This is a genomic window from Paraburkholderia ginsengiterrae (assembly GCF_001645125.1).
GTDB lineage: Bacteria > Pseudomonadota > Gammaproteobacteria > Burkholderiales > Burkholderiaceae > Paraburkholderia > Paraburkholderia ginsengiterrae.
Genome location: NZ_LXKA01000331.1, coordinates 1 through 18,014 on the forward strand (window position 1 = coordinate 1; position 18,014 = coordinate 18,014).

General features: G+C 62.1%; 12 protein-coding genes and 1 pseudogene. 8 read left to right on the top strand and 5 right to left on the bottom strand.

What is annotated here, in order from left to right:
- The first annotated feature begins 613 nt into the window (after positions 1 to 613).
- Entirely contained in the window at positions 614 to 1,402 is a 789-nt protein-coding gene (locus A6V37_RS24790; RefSeq protein WP_064269332.1) for a DUF5677 domain-containing protein, read from the top strand.
- A gap of 536 nt (positions 1,403 to 1,938) precedes the next feature.
- Here the strand turns inward: A6V37_RS24790 and A6V37_RS24795 are convergent.
- A complete protein-coding gene (locus A6V37_RS24795) occupies positions 1,939 to 3,198 on the bottom strand; it encodes an MFS transporter (protein WP_064286429.1) in 1,260 nt (419 codons plus the stop codon).
- Positions 3,199 to 3,296: 98 nt separating this feature from the next.
- Here A6V37_RS24795 and A6V37_RS24800 point away from each other — a divergent pair, with 98 nt between their 5' ends.
- Entirely contained in the window at positions 3,297 to 4,223 is a 927-nt protein-coding gene (locus A6V37_RS24800; RefSeq protein ID WP_064269334.1) for a LysR family transcriptional regulator, read from the top strand.
- A gap of 78 nt (positions 4,224 to 4,301) precedes the next feature.
- Here the strand turns inward: A6V37_RS24800 and A6V37_RS24805 are convergent, their stop codons facing one another.
- The 3 genes and pseudogenes from A6V37_RS24805 to A6V37_RS39460 all read right to left on the bottom strand — a co-directional run.
- The gene (locus A6V37_RS24805) at positions 4,302 to 4,967 is read right to left on the bottom strand and encodes a hypothetical protein (RefSeq protein ID WP_064269335.1); all 666 of its coding nucleotides are present in this window, start codon (positions 4,965 to 4,967) and stop codon (positions 4,302 to 4,304) included.
- Entirely contained in the window at positions 4,964 to 6,370 is a 1,407-nt protein-coding gene (locus A6V37_RS24810; RefSeq protein WP_064269336.1) for a selenium-binding protein SBP56-related protein, read from the bottom strand. Before A6V37_RS24810 ends, A6V37_RS24805 begins: the two co-directional genes overlap by 4 nt.
- 228 nt (positions 6,371 to 6,598) lie before the next feature.
- A pseudogene (locus A6V37_RS39460) lies at positions 6,599 to 6,904 on the bottom strand (hypothetical protein); the annotation flags it as partial.
- A 275-nt stretch (positions 6,905 to 7,179) separates the two neighbouring features.
- Between A6V37_RS39460 and A6V37_RS24820 the strand changes: the two are divergent.
- The 3 genes from A6V37_RS24820 to A6V37_RS24830 all read left to right on the top strand — a co-directional run bounded on the left by A6V37_RS24820 (position 7,180) and on the right by A6V37_RS24830 (position 12,976).
- On the top strand, positions 7,180 to 8,685 hold the full coding sequence (locus A6V37_RS24820) for an efflux transporter outer membrane subunit (RefSeq protein ID WP_064269337.1): 1,506 nt from the start codon (positions 7,180 to 7,182) through the stop codon (positions 8,683 to 8,685).
- A gap of 73 nt (positions 8,686 to 8,758) precedes the next feature.
- Entirely contained in the window at positions 8,759 to 9,910 is a 1,152-nt protein-coding gene (locus A6V37_RS24825; RefSeq protein ID WP_064286436.1) for an efflux RND transporter periplasmic adaptor subunit, read from the top strand.
- Positions 9,911 to 9,922: 12 nt separating this feature from the next.
- The gene (locus A6V37_RS24830) at positions 9,923 to 12,976 is read left to right on the top strand and encodes an efflux RND transporter permease subunit (RefSeq protein ID WP_064269338.1); all 3,054 of its coding nucleotides are present in this window, start codon (positions 9,923 to 9,925) and stop codon (positions 12,974 to 12,976) included.
- 4 nt (positions 12,977 to 12,980) lie between these two features.
- Here A6V37_RS24830 and A6V37_RS24835 read toward each other — a convergent pair whose 3' ends face one another.
- Complete coding sequence (locus A6V37_RS24835; protein ID WP_064269339.1) at positions 12,981 to 14,018, bottom strand: LacI family DNA-binding transcriptional regulator; 1,038 nt, start codon at positions 14,016 to 14,018, stop codon at positions 12,981 to 12,983.
- A gap of 295 nt (positions 14,019 to 14,313) precedes the next feature.
- Between A6V37_RS24835 and A6V37_RS24840 the strand changes: the two genes are divergently transcribed.
- From A6V37_RS24840 to A6V37_RS24850, 3 genes are all read left to right on the top strand, one after another.
- Positions 14,314 to 15,690 (top strand): uracil-xanthine permease family protein, encoded by a 1,377-nt coding sequence (locus A6V37_RS24840; RefSeq protein WP_064269340.1) that lies wholly within the window; start codon positions 14,314 to 14,316, stop codon positions 15,688 to 15,690.
- Positions 15,691 to 15,759: 69 nt separating this feature from the next.
- The gene (locus A6V37_RS24845; protein WP_082902756.1) at positions 15,760 to 17,229 is read left to right on the top strand and encodes an amidohydrolase family protein; all 1,470 of its coding nucleotides are present in this window, start codon (positions 15,760 to 15,762) and stop codon (positions 17,227 to 17,229) included.
- 60 nt (positions 17,230 to 17,289) lie between these two features.
- A complete protein-coding gene (locus A6V37_RS24850; protein ID WP_064269341.1) occupies positions 17,290 to 18,006 on the top strand; it encodes a sulfite exporter TauE/SafE family protein in 717 nt (238 codons plus the stop codon).
- The last annotated feature ends 8 nt before the right edge of the window (positions 18,007 to 18,014 follow it).

The following is an 18,014-nucleotide window of genomic DNA, read 5'->3' on the forward strand; positions in this document are numbered from 1 at the left end:
GAGATGAAATACGTGTTTGCCCAGGTCAATTCCAATCAGTGTCACGTCGTGCATGATGGCCTCCTCGGAGGTGGGAAATTCCCCTAAGCGTAGATGCCCTGAGGACGGGGGCGACCATCTCATTAGTCACAGCGTTTCGGAAGTGAAAATGTTAGCGACCGAGCATGGTGCCCTGACAGGCATCCGATTCGCACTGACACGCGTAGCGTTTCTTGGGGTTGTCGTACTTTCCGTGCAAAAATCTGGTGCCTTGATCCTGAAAATCCATACCGATCAAGTACTTGCACAATCGCTGAATGTGCGAACGCCGCCGAACGGCCGAGCCTTGCTGCAAGCAGCTCTGCGCACGGCTACCGCCAGATACTGCATGGAAAGTACGACAACCCCGCGTCTGGCTCCCGTTTCTTCTTGCCTCAACAGCAGCGTTTCGTCCACGTGAGATTGCGTCGCGACACCGGATCGATGAAGCCCAGCGCGTCCAAGTGCGCCGTCAATCCAGTCGCCGGACATTTTGCGTGTCGGCAACTGTTGCTCGTCTCGAACGCATCGCTGGCCGGAGTTGCCCCCGCTCGCACTTCAGCCGAGTTGGCCAGTTGACAATGAGAGGTTGTGCATGTCTATAGACGAACTCGGATTTCTTTCCAACGATGTTACGCATTGGATCGGCAAACATCGGGCAGATAACGCGGCGTGGTTTTCATTCGCAGAAAGGCTGAATCGTCTAGGACAGAGTCTGCTGCATGGATTGAGTGTGACCACCGGCGAGGGCCAAGATAGCCGTCTTCTCGCAATGCTATTGTTTACAAGAACTCTTTCGAACTTCCAAGGCGCTATCCTGATGGCCGAGCGAGGCATGATTGTGGAAGCGCGAACACTCGCCAGAAGCTGTCTTGAAAGCACCTTCTGCCTCGCCGCAATGGAGTGTGGAAAGGAGGATTTTGCGAATGAGTTCCGACGCGCGACACTTCAAAGCAGGAAGGCGCGGGCTAATTTCATACTCAAAGTCCCCGATCGACTCCAGTATACCGACGTCGAATCGGCTGATCGATTGCGTGCGTATGCTGCGCGGCTAAACGAGTATCCTGAGGATCTTTCTAGTCTGAAATTTGAACAGCTTGCCGAGCGCGTTGGTCTTGCGGACATGTATTTGTTTTACCGACAGCTTTCCGCAGATTCTGCGCACCCGTCAATAGAGGCATTATGCCGATACATCGGTGATGCTGGTAACGTGAAATGGGGGCCGAATTGTGACTCAACCGAGATCGGAGATACCGTAAACATCGCATGTCATTTTCTTATTGGAGCTTGTGCCTATATCAATGACATCGCACAAAATGACGAATTCGCGAACTCGCTCGGCGCACATTTCACTGAATACAAGGAGCTCAACGGGGTGAAATAATCCCGCAGTCGCGCGGGGCACTGCGAGCGGCCGCTCAGGGTCGAAAGGGTGAATTTGCGGATCGAGAAGGCCGCCACTCGGATGCTCAAACCACCGCCGTCGGCAATCGGCCACATTGCTGACCTAGAGTTCAGCCGGCCCCAGTGGCGGCAATGGCCGAAAATCAGACGCCAAAGCCACTGGTCCTTTGCACACGTGCCGGCCTCGCGGTTCATATTCTACTTAACTCTCCGTCATGCAATATTTTAAGACGCGTTACCGTGACCGAGCGCTCAGGATCTGCTTTAACCCGTCAATTTACTCGCGGACCAATTAATTTAAAATCAAAGGCTTAGACATGAACTGCAAATTAATTCACTTTCTGACTAATTTCTGCAAAAAATTCTCAATTTCTGATTTAACGATTTGCGCGACCACCCAAGATCACCCCCTACTTACCATTCAACTTCTCCTTTAAATTTGTCCGCCTTTTGCTTTAATTGACAGGTGACGACTAATAACGCGGAAGCTGGAATTTCTTTTCAACTTCCGCTTTATTAGTCACCCTGACCCACCCCAACCAATCTGAGAACAAACGCAGCTCCGCTAAACACGAACCCTACGACACAAACACCCGTCCATCCGCCCACGGACCACGCCGCCCCCGACAACATCGCCCCCAACGCGCCGCCAACAAAAAACACACCGACAAACAACCCATTGAGCCGTCCGCGCGCAGCAGGGTTCATCAGGTTGATCGCGCGCCGGCCTAGCGTCTGGTCGGTGACCACACCGGCATCGAGCGCGGCCGCTCCCGCAACCAGCAGCGCAACCGCCAGTGCCGGATGATGGCTCGCCGAGAAACCACCCCAACCCGCCCCTGCCACGCCGATGACCACCATCGCGGCGAGCATGGTCAGATGACCTGAGATCAGCGCCGCGCGACCCGCCCCGCGGTCGCCCGCACGACCCGCAAGCGGCGTCACGATCGCGCCCGCCGCGCCCGCCAGTGCGAATAGCGCAATGCCGTTCAGACTGAAGCTGAACGGCGGCTGCACAAGCCGCAGGCCGATCGCGGTCCAGAACGCGCTGAACGCCCCCATGCCCAACGCAGCCGATGCAGCGTTTCGTTGCAACACCCGCTCGGTTCGCAGCATGGTCCACAACGAGCGCAACAGCGCCGGGTAACGCGTGGCGACTACCGGCAAGCGCACGGGCAGCTTGAAGTAGAGAACCACGGCGAGCACCGCGTCGATCAAAGCAGCGAGGCCATAGAAGGCACGCCAGCCGAGCGCGCCGGCGATCACGCTCGCAGCCGGGCGCGACAACAGGATGCCGAGCATCAGTCCGCTCATCACGTTGCCGACAGCCCGCCCGCGATGGCTTTCCGACGCCATCGCAGCCGCCATGGGCACGAGCATCTGAATCACGCTGGATGTCGCGCCGGCCAGAAATATGGCGAGCAGAAACACACCGCGCGAATCAGTAACCATCGCAACCGCGAGACAACCGGCGCAGCACGCAAGTGTCCGAACGATCAGACGGCGGTTCTCAAGCAAATCGCACAACGGCACCAGCAGCACCAAACCGAGCGCATAACCGAGTTGCGGAAGCATGGCGACAAGTCCCGTCAACTCAGGGGCAAGGTGCAGGCTGCGGCCGATCGAACCGGTCAGCGGCTGCGCGGCAAACAGATTCACGACGATCACGCCCACTGCCGTCCCAAAGAACAAAGTGAGCAGTGCCGTGAGTTGCTGTGGGGACTCGGCCTCCTGCGTCGCGACAACGCAGGCGGGATTTTCGACGGATGAGTTCATTGACCGGCGCTCTCAAGACAGAGTTGAAAAACTCATCCTAGTGATTCACTCAATATGCGACAATTGAAATATGTTGATAATGATTATGCGAATTAATTTTGAATACGCGCGATCTTGAGGCGTTCGTTGCCGTCGTCGAAAGCGGGTCGATGGTGCGCGCTGCGGAAAAACTTCATCTCACACAGCCTGGCCTGACACGGCGGGTGCAAAACCTTGAGAGCACGCTGGGCACCGAGCTGCTCGATCGCCAAAGCAAGCCGCTCAAACCAACCGCGGCGGGCAACGAGGTCTATGCGCTCGCGCGCACCGTGTTGCGCGCGGTGGACGATCTGTTGTCGGTTGCGTCGCCTGAAAGCGAGCCTGCCGGCGAGTTGAGAATTGGCATGCCGCCGTTTCTTGCCGAGGTCGCGCTGGAAAAACCCGTCGATCTGCTGCGTAGCGTCTTTCCGCGGCTGACGCTACGCGTTACGGCGGGTTGGTCACCGGGCCTCGTGCAGAGCCTTGAACGCGCATCGCTCGATGCGGCGATCGTGCTGATGCCGTCCGACTTTTCACCGCCCGAAACGTTGCACGCCACGCCGCTCGCGTTCGTGCCGACTGTGGTCGTCGCGGCGCACTCGCTGGGTCTGTCCAACAAGCCGACGACGCTGGCGGAGTTATCGAAACGCGAGTGGATCCTGAATCAGGATGGCTGTGGCATGCGTTCGGCACTGAGACGGGCGCTGGAGGCGGCTGGACTCCCCTTTAACGTCGCTGTCGAAGCGTTTGGCTCCGACTTGCAACTGTCGCTGGTTGCGCGCGGCATCGGCATTGGACTCGTCACACCAGATCTGCTCGAGCGCTCCGTCCATCGCTCGGCACTCAGGATCGTCGAGACCACGGACTTTCACGCGGGGATCGACGTCTGGTTCATTCATGGCTCGCTTCCCGGCCGGCTCATGCGCCCCGTCGATCTATTGCGGCAATCACTGAACGAGGTGCTGACCGCAAGCGGAATGGCGATGTACGAAGAGCGTGCACGATAGACAAACGACGAGAAAGCATGCCGACGTGCGAGCCAAAGCGCGCCAAACTGATCAAAGCCGAGGTGACGATGCGAAGCTTCACACCGCATTGAGCACCACTGAAAGCGCCCCCACCAGCACGAGACTCCACGCCCAGATCACGTCCAGATTGAACCAGCTTCGAGACACGAATTTGAGCCCCAGGTACCGGTAGACCAACCAGGCAAACAATCCGCCGACAGCCGCCATAGCAACGGCATGAACACCGGAGACAAGCAGCGCCATGCGCAGATTCGTTTCCATCAGAGCTTGCGCGGCCAGGTGCCCCGAACCCATGTCATCAGCGCGGCAAAGTCCGAGATAGACCGGTACGAGCATCAGCCCGGCACCGTGCGCGATGGCAACGGCAAAAGACCATAGAGCGAGCCGAGCCGGCGGGATTCGCGCAAGCACACGGGGATGGCGTCTGCGGATCAGCAAAAAGACGCCGAAGCCGATAACGAGCACGCTGGCGCCGAGCTGAATTTCGCGCTGCCAGGCAAGCACGATTGCAAGCAAGGCGAACGGCAACATCACCACGAACATCGCGAGCACGTGCCCGGCAGCGAGATAGATGAGCGCGTGGAACAGTGCTCGCGCGCGCCGCTGCATCAACCCGTTCGCAACGGCGAGTGGCCACCCCATCGCCGGGTTAATGCCGTGATAGAAGCCACTCGCCAGGACGGCTAGCCACAGCCCGGTTTGCGACCAGCCGTCCACGCTCAAACGCCCACCGACGGGTAGCAGAACGAATCTGTAGAGCAGTCTCCGCCTTCGAGCCGGATCTGGTGCGCCCGGTATCCATCGGGAAAATCCACCCAATAATCGTCGGCCAGAGCGAGGCCGCCGCCCGAATCGGCCCGCGCCATGACCTGTGCCGCGGGCACGCCGTCCGGGTAGAACTGATTGTCCCAAGTGGAATAGAGCGAGTTGGTCCAATAAACGCGCTTGCCGTCGCGGCTGATCTCGACCATCTGCGGACCACCCGCGAAAGTTTTACCGTTGGCATGCGGTGTGCGCCGCGCGATCCCGCCAATATGTACCGATCCGGTGAGCTTCGGCTTGCGGGGTTCCGTCACGTCGTACTGGCGCATCTCGCCCGTGCCCCAGCAGGCGACATAGAGGAATTTGTCGTCGATGGATAAATCGATATCCGTAACGAGCGGCGGCACCGCGCCGAAGCCTTGCAGCAATGGCGGCAGCAATTCCGCCGCAGCAGGCTCGGGCGGGATGGTCGCCGTCTTCTCGATGTGAAACTGTCCACCCTCGCGCCACCAGGTCCAGATCGACCCTTCCAGATTGGTCGTGTCGATCACCACGCCGATAAAGCCGTACTCGCGGCTAGGATCGTGAGCGGGCCGCACTTCGAGCGCCATCTGATGATTTGCGCCAAGATCGAGGGTCTGCACATTGCGCCTGCCGCGCAGATCCCAGAAGTGGATACGGTGTCCGTATTTGTTCGACAGCAGGTCTTCGGCAACGATGCCGTTTTCGAACTGCGGCGGCAAAGCCCACTCGCTCGACACCATATAGTCGCGCGGCAGATTCCACCAGAAGTCGTAGTGTTTCTCCTGCGGCCCGCGTTCGATTTCCCAGCGCCCAAGCACCTCGAATGTTTCGCAATCCATGATAAAAATACCCGGCGGCCCGTCGGTGCCGTCTTTCCCGCCGCCGCCGAGCGTGCTTACGTAAATGCCTTCGGGACCGCAATGGACCGTATGCGGACGCGAGTAGCCCGTCTTGCGGAAAATCTCTTCAGGTTCGATGATTTTGTGAATCCGCGCCTGGGTCGGATGCGGCTGGGTATCCACGATATAAATGCGGGACGAGCGCATGCCCGGAATAATCAGGTAGCGCCGCTCGAGGAACGCGTGGCCGGTTAATGGCGAGAGCGCCGAGGAACAGGCATTCCATCCGAAATGATGGAACTCGTCCCCCTTGTAAGGCACCGGCACCGTGTGAACGACCCGGCCGTATGTCGGCGAGCCGGGCTTCACATCAATGACAGCGAGTGCGTCGGGCTGCGAGAAATCAGGGCTGAGAAGCACTGTGTAAGCGTACTCTTCCGCCGGCGCATCCATCGCCAGTTTCGGCGAGGCGTGAAACGTAGGATCCGGGCGCATTCCCATGATGGCAGTCTCCTTGTCGTACGCCAACGAGGGCGTGGTCAGCCCAATTTACCGGCGCGCGGAGCGCACGACAAAGAAGCAAATTCCATACGTTTATCTGCTGAAGTAATAAACGCGACGCTCTAACGCGCCGGGCGAGTCGCACCCTTTTCGATTCGCGTGGACTCGACCCTCAATACTTCGTCGATGCGCTGGTTGATCACCCGCGCGGCGCCCGCCGCCGCGCCAGACGCGCGGCAGGTCGTCGATGCATTTTTCGACGTGGCCGTCAGGCACGTCCGTATCGATTCCGTCGTGTCCGTCGGTGTGCGTCACGACTTTGATTTTAGGTCCGAGAAAGCGCATTCCGCCGAGTGTAAACAGCGACCAGACGCCATTGCCTGCGTGGATCGCCTGGACGACTTGTTCCACCTCGACAACCTCGAGGGCGGACAGCCATTCATTGGTTTTTGGATTGACGTGGGCCCAGCGCAGGTGGGTAACGCGGTCGGTAACGGGGTCAATGCGTACGCCATCGATTGCAAACGTAGTCATGTCGAACTCCATCGTCCTTACCTCAGGAACTAATCGTAGCACTTCGTCGGTACGATTTTCATGTTGCTGCAAAACCCGCCGTACCGGCTCACTACGTGATCTCGTGCGCGGACGCCGCAACCGGCCGTGCTAGGCTAAGTGCGGAGATTGCGCCGGTGCAACAATGAAGCCGGTGTCAGGAAAAACATCGAAATTGTGCGTTGCATGAATATCCGCGTCCGCACCCTCGTTCAGGTTGAACGCAGGCGACATAAGGTGGACACAAGGGTGGATCGATGATCGACGTCAACCGGCGTTTTGTCTGGCGGTATCGGCGGTGCGCCGTGCTCTTCGGCTGCACCGCACTCGCCGGCTGCATGGTCGGTCCGGACTACCACTCTCCCCCGGCGCCCGCTACGGACGCGTACACCTCCACGCCTTTGCCCGACCAGACGGCCTCCGCGCCGGGGGCCGCCGGCTTGCCGCAGCGCTTCGCGCCCGGACAGGATATTCCGGCGGCCTGGTGGACGCTATTCCATTGCGAGCCGCTCGACACGCTGATTCGCGAAGCTTTCACCAACAGTCCGAACGTTGCGGCGGCGCAGGCCGCTTTGCGGCAAGCCCACGAAACTTACGTGGCGCAAGCCGGTGGCACGCTTTTGCCCAGCGTCGATGCGCAACTGGGTGCCACGCGCGAGAAGTTGAATGGGATCGCGTTTGGCCAGCCGGGATTGACTGAGGAATTCAATCTCTACAACGCGTCGGTCAATGTGTCGTACAAACTCGATGTATTCGGCGGAACACGGCGCGAACTCGAAGCATTGCACGCGCAAGTCGACTACCAGTCCTATCAGTTGCAGGCCGCCTATCTTGCGATGTCGGCCAATATCGTGACGGCGGCGGTCAAGGAAGCGTCGCTGCGAGCGCAGATCGACGCCACCGAGCGGATCGCCACAGAGGAAGACGAACAACTCGCAGTACTCAGCAAACAGTTCGATCTGGGCGGCGTCAGCCGCACTGCGGTGCTCGCGCAGCAAACGCTGGTCGCGCAAACCCGCGCGACGCTGCCGCCCCTCCTGCAACAGCTCGACCAGGCGCGCCACCAGCTCGCCGTGCTGGCCGGCAAGCTGCCGAGCGACGCCACCCTGCCCGAATTCAGGCTCGACATGTTTTCGTTGCCCGTGACGCTGCCGGTGAGCCTGCCGTCGGCTCTGGTGCGGCAGCGGCCCGACATCCTCGCCGCCGACGCCGTGCTGCATCAGGCGAGCGCGCAAGTCGGCGTGGCCACGGCCGCCATGTATCCGCAGATCACACTGTCCGCCAGCTATGGCGCCGAGGCGCTCACGCCCGCGCAGGTTTTCAGGGCCGGCAGCACGATCTGGAGCCTGGGCGGCAGCCTGCTGCAACCGCTCTTTCACGGCGGCCAGCTGAGCGCGCAAAAGCGCGCGGCCGAGGCGGCGTACGAGCAGGCCGATGCGCAGTACCGCGAAACGGTATTGCTGGCGTTCCAGAACGTGGCGGATTCGCTGCGCGCGCTCGATCACGACGCCACCGGCCTGAAGGCCCAGACCGACGCATGGCACGCCGCCAGCGACTCGCTCGACCTGACGCGCGGACAGTACCGGGTGGGCGGCGTGAGCTACCTGTCGCTGCTCGACGCTCAACGCCAGTACCAGCAAACGGTGGTGAGCCTCGCACAGGCGCAGGCGTCGCGTTACGCCGATACCGCGGCGCTGTTTCAGGCGCTCGGCGGCGGCTGGTGGAACGCCTCGAGCGCGCCCGGCGCTCCCGCAACGCAATGACTCACGAGAACAGCGCACCCGCACGATCACTTCCGCGCCGGCGCGTCGCCCGTTGCCGAAGAAGGACATGACGATGACTGAAAAACCCCGGATGACGAAGCGCATGACGATCATGCTGATCTGCGTCGGGCTGCTGCTGGCGCTGCTCGTCGGCTTCAACCAGTTCAGGTCGTACATGTTCGCGAAGTTCATGGCCAGCAATGCCGCGCCGCCCGCCACGGTATCGGCGGTCGTCGCCGGCTACCAGACTTGGCAGCCGCAGCTCGCCGCGGTCGGCAGCCTGCGCGCGGTGCGCGGCGTCGATGTGACCACCGAGATAGCAGGACTCGTGCGCGAAATCGCGTTCAGTTCGGGCCAGGAAGCGAAAGCCGGACAGATTCTCGTCCGCCTGAACGACGACACCGACGTGGCCTTGCTTCATTCGCTGCAGGCCACGGCGGAGCTGGCGCAAACCGTCTACCAGCGCGATCAGGCGCAGTACGACATCAAGGCAATTGCCAAGGCACAACTCGACGCGGATGCCGCGGATCTGAAAAGCAAAAAGGCGCAGGTTGCGCAACAGGCCGCACTCGTGGAAAAGAAAACCATCCGCGCGCCGTTTGCCGGGCGTCTCGGCATCACCACGGTCAATCCGGGGCAGTACCTCAATCCGGGGGACCCAATCGTCACGCTGCAAGCCATCGACCCGATCTACGCCGACTTCTACCTCCCACAGCAACAACTCGGCCAGCTCGCGATCGGCCAGACCATCGTGGTCGATACCAATGCCTTCGGCGGGCAAACGTTCACCGGCAAGATCCAGTCGCTCAATCCGAAGATCGACAGCACCACGCGCAACGTGCAGATCGAAGCAACGGTGGACGACCGCGAGCGCAAGCTGCTGCCCGGCATGTACGCGAACGTGAAAATCGATGCCGGCGCCGCGCAGCGCTACCTGACCTTGCCGCAGACGGCCATCACCTACAACCCGTACGGCGCGACCGTATTCATCGTCAAACCGGGCACGCAGCCGAACGCACAAGGCAAGACGCTGCCCGTCGCGCAGCAGGTATTCGTCACGCCGGGCCCGACGCGCGGTGATCAGGTAGCGATCCTGAAAGGTGTCGCCGAGGGCACGCAGGTCGTAACGAGCGGCCAGCTCAAGCTCAAGAACGGCGTGCCGCTCGTGATCAATAACAGCGTGCAGCCGGCGGACAATCCGAACCCGGCGCCTCAGGAACAATAACAGGGCCATGCGATGAATTTCACCGACCTGTTCATCCGGCGGCCCGTGCTGGCCTCCGTCGTGAGCCTGCTGATCCTCGTCCTCGGACTGCGCTCACTCGCGGCCCTGAAGGTCAGCCAGTATCCGCGGACCGAAAACGCAGTCGTAACGATCAGTACGGCCTACTATGGCGCCAACGCCGATACTATCGCCGGCTTCATCACGCAGCCGCTCGAAGCGGCGATTGCCCAGGCGCAAGGCATCGACTACCTGTCGTCCACGAGCAGCACCGGCGTGTCGACCATTACCGCGACGCTGCGCCTGAACTACGACTCGAATCGCGCGCTGACCGAGATCAACACGCAGATCCAGTCGGTGCGCAACCAGCTGCCGCCGCAAGCGCAACAGCCGGTGCTGACAGTCGAGGTCGGGCAAACCACCGACGCGATGTACATGGGCTTTTACAGCAGCGTGCTGCCGAGCAACAACGTCACCGACTATCTGCTGCGCGTGGTCAAACCCAAGCTCGATTCGGTCGAAGGCGTGCAGACGGCCGAGGTGCTCGGCGGCCGGCAGTTCGCCTTGCGCGCGTGGCTCGATTCGACCCGGCTCGCCGCGCACGGCGTGACAGCGGCCGACGTCTTTACGGCGCTCGGCAACAACAACTACCTCGCAACACTCGGCACGACCAAGGGCCAAATGGTCAGCGTCGACCTGAACGCGGGCACGGATCTGCATACCGTCGACGACTTCAAGCAACTCGTCGTCAAGCAGAAAAACGGTGCGATCGTGCGTCTCGAAGACGTCGCGAACGTCGTGCTCGGCGCCGACAGCTACGACTTCAATGTGGCCTTCAGCGGCAAGCGTTCGGTGTTCATCGGCATCAAGGTCGCGCCGGACGCGAACATACTCGACGTGGCCAAGCGTGTCCGCGCAGTCTTCCCGTCGCTGCAGGCGCAGTTCCCGGTCGGCATGACCGGCGACATCGTTTATGACGCGACTGATTTCGTCAATACGGCGATCGTCGAAGTGATCAAGACGCTGGTCGAGGCGCTCATCATCGTCACCGCGGTCATCTTCCTGTTTCTCGGCAGTTTTCGCGCGGTCATCGTGCCATTGATCGCCATGCCGCTGTCGCTGATCGGCACGTTCTTCGTGATGCAGTTGCTTGGTTATTCGATCAACCTGTTGACGCTGCTCGCGCTCGTGCTCGCGATCGGACTCGTGGTGGACGACGCGATCATCGTCGTTGAAAACGTGGATCGCCACATGAAGGAAGAAGGCAAGGCGCCCTTCGACGCCGCGCTGATCGCCGCGCGCGAACTCGGCGGGCCGATCCTTGCGATGACCGTCGTGCTGGTCGCCGTGTATCTGCCGATCGGTTTCCAGGGCGGCCTCACGGGCGCGCTCTTCACCGAATTCGCGTTCTCGCTCGCCGGCGCGGTGACCGTCTCCGGCGTGATCGCGCTGACCCTGTCGCCGATGATGTGCTCGCGCTTCTTCCGCGCGGACCAGGAGTCCGGACGCTTCGCGCGCTTCGTCGACCGCCAGTTCGAACGCGTGCATCACGGCTACGCCCGGCTGTTGCATGCAACGCTCGACACCTGGCCGGTCTTCACCGTCATGGGCGCGCTGCTGCTCGGCGGAGCGGTCTACCTGTTCATGACATCCAAATCGGAACTCGCACCGCAGGAAGATCAGGGCATCGTGCTATCGCAGATCCAGGGGCCGCCGAACGCGACGATCCAGCAGATGCAGATGTACGCGGACCAGGTGTTCGACATCTCCAGACAGCTTCCCGAATATGCACAGATGTTCCAGCTCACGGGCGCGCCGACGCTCAATCAGGGGATCGGCGGCGTGCTGTTCAAGACATGGGACAAGCGCAGCAAGGGCGCGACCGAGTTGCAGCAGGAACTGCAGCAGAAATGGAATCAGATTGCCGGCGCGCGCGTCGCCGCCTTCCAGTTTCCGCCGCTGCCGGGCTCGCAGGGGTTGCCGGTGCAGTTCGTGATCAGCACAACCGAGCCTTTCGCGAATCTCAACGAGGTATCGCAGGCCGTGCTGCAAAAAGCCCGCGAAAGCGGCATGTTCTTCTTTGTCGACAGCGATCTCAAGCTCGACAAGCCGGAGGCCACGCTGGTCGTCGATCGCGACAAGGTGGCCTCGCTCGGGCTCTCGCAGAGCGACGTCGGGCAGGCGCTCGGCTCGGCGCTCGGCGGCGGTTACGTCAACTACTTTTCGATTGCCGGACGCTCGTACAAGGTCATTCCGCAAGTGTTGCAAACGGACCGCCTGAATCCGTCGCAGGTGCTCGATTACTATCTGCGCACACCGGATGGCAGCGTCATGCCGGCCTCGACGATCGCTCACATCGAACACAACGTCGTGCCGGAATCGATCAATCACTTCCAGCAGCTCAACTCGGCGACGATCTCCGGCGTGATCGTGCCAGGCGTGTCGCAAGGCGAAGTGCTCGATTTCCTGCGCAAGGCGACCGCGCAAGCCGCACCGGCAGGCTATTCGGCGGACTACTCAGGCCTGTCGCGGCAGTTCGTGCAGGAATCCGGAGGTTTCGTCATCACGCTGCTGTTCGCAACGATCATCGTGTTCCTCGCCCTGGCGGCGCAGTTCGAGAGTTTCCGCGATCCGGTCGTGATCCTGGTCTCAGTGCCGATGGCGCTCTTCGGCGCGCTCATCTTCATCAACGTCGGCCTGAGCACGCTGAACATCTACACGCAGGTCGGGCTCGTCACGCTGATGGGGCTCGTCAGCAAGCATGGAATTCTGATCGTGCAATTCGCCAACGAATTGCAGCGTGCGGGCAGATCCAAGCGCGAAGCCCTGGAAGAAGCGGCGAGCGTGCGGCTGCGCCCGATCCTGATGACGACCGCCGCGATGGTGCTCGGCGTCGTGCCGCTCGTGATCGCCTCGGGCGCGGGCGCCGCGGGCCGCAATGCGATGGGGCTGGTGATCTTCACAGGGTTGTCGATCGGCACCCTCTTTACGTTGTTCGTGGTGCCCGCGATGTATATGTTCCTCGCCGCGGATCACCATCACGAAGCGCGGGCGTCGCACGCGGGTTAGCGCGTCAGGAAGCGGGCGCGGCCGACGATTCGCGAATCACCAGATCCGGCGCCGGCGGCACCACGCAATGGCGGACGTCCTTGTTGCCCCCCAGGTGGTCGAACAGCAGTGCAACCGCCTGGGTGGCCATGTCGTCCAGGTGGAGATCGACCGCGGTCAGAGGCGGACGGCAGCTTCGCGCACGCGTGCCGTCATAGCGCGTTACGACCCGCACGTTGTCCGGCACCCGCCGCCCCGCCTCGAGCAGCGCCTGCACCGAGCCGACGGCAAACGCATCGACGAGCGCACACAGTCCGTCGATCTGGGGATGTTCCCGCAGCAGCGTGCCGCATGCGTCCCGTCCCGCCGCCTCGCCGCCCGACTCGTCCGCCTCCGCGATGATGGGCTCCATGCCATGCTCGGCACAGAACGCCTGGTAGCACGCCCTGGACTCGATGTATGAATTGCGCTGCTGGGCGCCGATCAACAGCGCGATGTGCCGGCTGCCCTGGTCCTTCAGATGGCGCAACAGCAGCGCCGTGGTCGCCGATGAATGAATGTCCACGTACGGCACCGTCTCGTTGGCCGGCTGGCGTCCAAGACACACGACCGGCAGGCCGCGGTCCTGAAGGTGGGCCACGTTCGGGTCGTCCGCGGTGGGTTCGATCACGATCGCGCCGTCGATATCGAGTTGCTCGAGTGGCAAGCGGCCGGCCATCAGCGGCGGCACCAGCACGAGCGCGAGGCCGCGAGTCAGCGCGGTCGCCGCGGCCACGGCGGCCACCTCCATCAGGAACCCGAGACGTGAGGCGCCGCCAGCAATTTCGAACGGCATCGAGGAAATCAGCGCGATCGTCCGGGCTTCCCCCGTGCGCAGCCGTTGCGCTCTGACACTGGGACGGTAACCGAGCGCACGGGCAGCCTCTTTCACGCGCTCACGCGTTTGCGCGTCCACGTAGCCCTTGCCGTTCAGCGCGTGCGACACCGTGGTGGGGGAGACCCCGGCTGCGCGGGCGACATCGGCGATGGTCGCCCGCTGCTTCGTCTGCGCCGGATTGTGCATAGTGCTCCTCTCGTCCTCTCGAATTGATACCCGGACCTTGTTGCCCGCACCTATCGGGTTCATCAAATCAATAAATTATTCAACTTGACAGGTCCATTTCTGCGCACCATTCTACGATAGCAAATCGATTTGGGAAGGCGCCATTTTTTTTGAACCCACCCCAAATCGATTTGCGATTATTTTTAAGCCGATCCCAAATCGATTTGGGATCGGCAACCCCCATCGCATCCGGATACCGGAGCAACCCCAGCCGGGCGCAGCGCGGCCACTGCCGGGAAACAGGAGACACGTCGCCATGAAGAACACCCAGCCGGCTCATGCTGTCGATGAGCGCTTACCGTTGCTCAAACTCGCCCTGTTCGGACTGCAGCACGTCCTGGTGGTGGCCGCATCGCCGATCACTGCCGTCTTCCTGGTCGCCAAGGCGCTTGGGCTGCCGTCCGCGCTGACCGTGGAGCTCATCAGCGCCACCTTTCTCGTTTGCGGTCTTGGCACGCTGCTGCAATCGTTCGGTCCGCTGAAATTCGGCGCGCGGCTGCCGTTCATCATGGTGCCCGGCGGCGCTCCCGTCGTGCTGTTCGTCCTCATTGCGCAACAGACCAATCTGCAGACGGCAAGTGGCGCGGTGATCCTGACCGGCCTGTTCTATTTCCTGCTGCTACCCGTCTTTGCGCGCTGCCTGCGATTCTTTCCGCGCATTGTGATCGGCACGATGCTGATTCTCGTGGCCGCGAACCTGATCAAGATCTACGGCGTCGTGATCGTCGGCCGGCCGGGTACGACCGAATTCGCGAGTCCGTTGACGATCGGACTGGCACTCGCGACCGTCGCTTTCACTGTCCTGTTTGCCAGGATTTTCAAGGGCATGCTCGGACAGCTCGCGGTGCTGCTCGGCCTTCTGGCCGGCTCCGCGCTGGCAGCCGCCCTGGGGGTGATGAACTTCACCGGGGTCTGGTCCGGCGCCGTCGTCACGATTCCCTCGCCGCTGCCTTTCGGCATGCCCCATTTCGACGTGCTCGCGGCACTTCCCTTGCTGATTTTCAGCGTGATCTCGATGGCGGAAGCCACAGGCCAGACCGTGGCGATTGCCGAGATCGTGGGCAAGGAAATCGACCCCAGCGTCACGGTCCCTAAGACCATCCGCGGGGACGCGTTGATGTCCGTTCTGGGCGGCCTGTTCGGCACCTCGCTGATCATTACCAGCAGCGAAAACATCGGCATCGTTCAGGCGACCGGCATCCGTTCGCGCTTCGTGACGGCGGCGGCCGGCGTGATCCTGATCGTCATCGCGCTGCTTGCGCCGCTGAGCCGTCTTGCCAACGCGGTTCCCACGGCGGTGGTGGGCGGCACCGCGCTGATCGTGTTTTCGATCATCGGCGTGATGGGGATCAACCTGCTCCGCCAGGTCGACCTGCGCTCGCGCGCCAACATGTACACCCTCGCCGCGGCGCTGACGATGGGGTTCCTGCCGATCGTCGTGCCGGGTGTCTACAGCCGGTTTCCCGCCTCGCTTCAGATCGTGCTGGGCAACGGGCTCGCCATGGGCGCACTGACGGCGGTCATCGTCAACATCGTCTTCGAACATCTGCACCTGAACTGGCGTGTGCGCGACGCCGCGAACCCGGCCCGGCATCTCGAAGCCGCGGTCAATGAAAACCATTCCTGCCATTAACCACACCCGACCACACTCGGCCACGCTCGCCCCCATTCGAGCACGCCCCCCCTCTTTCTGGAACCACACATGACCATCCATCCCACCGACAGGCACACGCCGCAGGGCCCGACAAGCACCGACCTTTCCGCCGACGAACTGCTGTTGTTGCCGGAGTACCTGCTGCTTGCCGACGGGCCGGTACGCGAGCACGGTGCCGTCATCGCCAACGGACAGTTTGCCGACGTCGACCGTGCCGAAGCCCTGATCGAACGCTATCCGCACCTGACTCCGGTCAGACTGCCTGGCAAACTGATCATGCCCGGCTTCATCGACGCACACCATCACCTCACGCAATCGTTCGGCAAAGCGCTCGCGTTCGGCGAACCATCGGAGATCTATCGCCGTATCTGGGTACCGTTGGAGAACTGCCTCGACGAAAACCTGCTGTACCTGTCGACCAAGCTGGCGGCACTGGAAGCGTTGCGCGGCGGCTTTACGACGGTCTGCGATGCCGGGACGCGCGCGAGCGGCGACGCCACGACCATCGCGGAGGCGACCCAGGAGGTTGGCATTCGCTGTGTGCTCGGCCTGATCTGCAATGATCTGGCCGACGACATCGACGCCCGCGAGCGCGCAGCCATCGTCGAGCGGGCACGCGCGCACCTTGCGCGCTGGGCGGGTCAGCCGCTCGTTCATCCGTCGCTGGCAGTGTCCGTGCCCGAAGCCGGATCGGACGGCATGCTGCAGACGGCCGCCGCGCTCTGCGCGGATGCCGGCGCGATCTTCCAGACACATGCCAACGAACATCTGGCAGCGGTCGAGCGATCCATCGTCCGACGCAAGATGCGCCCGATCGAGCATCTTCATTACGCCGGCGCACTCGGTCCGCAAACCCTGATCGCGCACGCGACGCTGGTGACACCCACGGAATTGAATCTGTTGCGCGACACCGGAACGGCGGTCAGCTACAACCCGGTCGCGAGCTCGTGGAAAGGCAACGCCGTGGCCCCCGCGATGCAAATGGCCGCGCTCGGCATCCGCTTCGGACTGGGTACCGATGGCACGCGCAGCGACGCCTTCAGAATGCTCGACGCTGCCGAAACGGCCCAGCGTCTCGCGTTCGGCCTCACGACAGGCGACTCGTCGTGCGGCGCGGGCGAGTTGTGGCTCGACCACGCCCTGCGCGGCGGCGCAGACGCGCTGCACCTGAATGCGCTGACGGGCGACATCACGGTCGGCAAAGCCGCCGACTTTTTGCTGATCGACATCGACGTGCCGGAAATGCGGCCGTCGTGGAACCTGCAGTGGGAACTGGTCCGGCTGGCTAACCGCAGTCAGATCGACGCCGTGTTCGTCGCGGGCCGCTTGCGCCTTTGGCAGGGCTGGCCCGTCGATTGGGATGCGCGCGCGTTGCTGAGGGAAGTCGACGAAGCGGCTGCAGCCGTCGTGGCATGTGCTCCGATCCAACGGGTTCATTCCGCGGCGCAATTTGTTGCCATTACACCGCGAGTGGATCATGCCGCGCCGCAATCCGCAAACCTCGCTGTGGATCGATAGCGGGCATTTCAACCCGGCCAAATCCGAATTCGTATTTAACATTCCTAACTGAGAATTTCTGTGAACCTCACGATATTTGCCATCCTCGCCGTCACGGTGGTCATCGCTTCGTTCGTTCAGGGCGCGGTGGGTGTCGGTTTCGCGCTCATCGCCGCACCGGTGATCGGGCTCGTGGATCCCGGTCTGCTGCCAGTGTCGCTGCTTATCCTGATGCTGCCTTTGAACGTCTATCTCGCGTGGCGTGAGCGTCCCTCGCTCGACTCGAATGGCGCCCTGTGGATCACACTTGGGCGAACCGTCGGCGCGGTGGGTGGCGTGCTGATCATTTCGCGCATCTCGGCGCACGACCTCAATCTGTTCATCGGCGCGTCGACCATCGCCGCGGCGGTCGCGACGCTGTGCGCACCCACCTTCGCGCCCGGCCGCAACGCCTTCATGGCCGCCGGCGCTGTGACCGGCATTACGGAGACTGCAACCGGCATCGGCGGCCCCGCGCTTGCGATGGTGTTTCAACACTACCGGGCCCCGGCGCTGCGCTCGACCATCGCGCTCTGTTTCGCGATCGGCGAGATGGTCTCGCTGGCGATGCTGAGCGTTACCGGCCAGATCACGCCCGACAAGTTCGTGTCGGCGCTGCTGCTCGTGCCACCGGTCATTGTCGGGGCATTCATCAGCCATCACATCCACCATCGCTTCAACGGCAAGACGCTGCGCATCAGTGTGATGGCGTTCGCGATCGTTTCGGGCGCGGCGATCCTGTACCAGACCTTGATGTAATTCAGGCA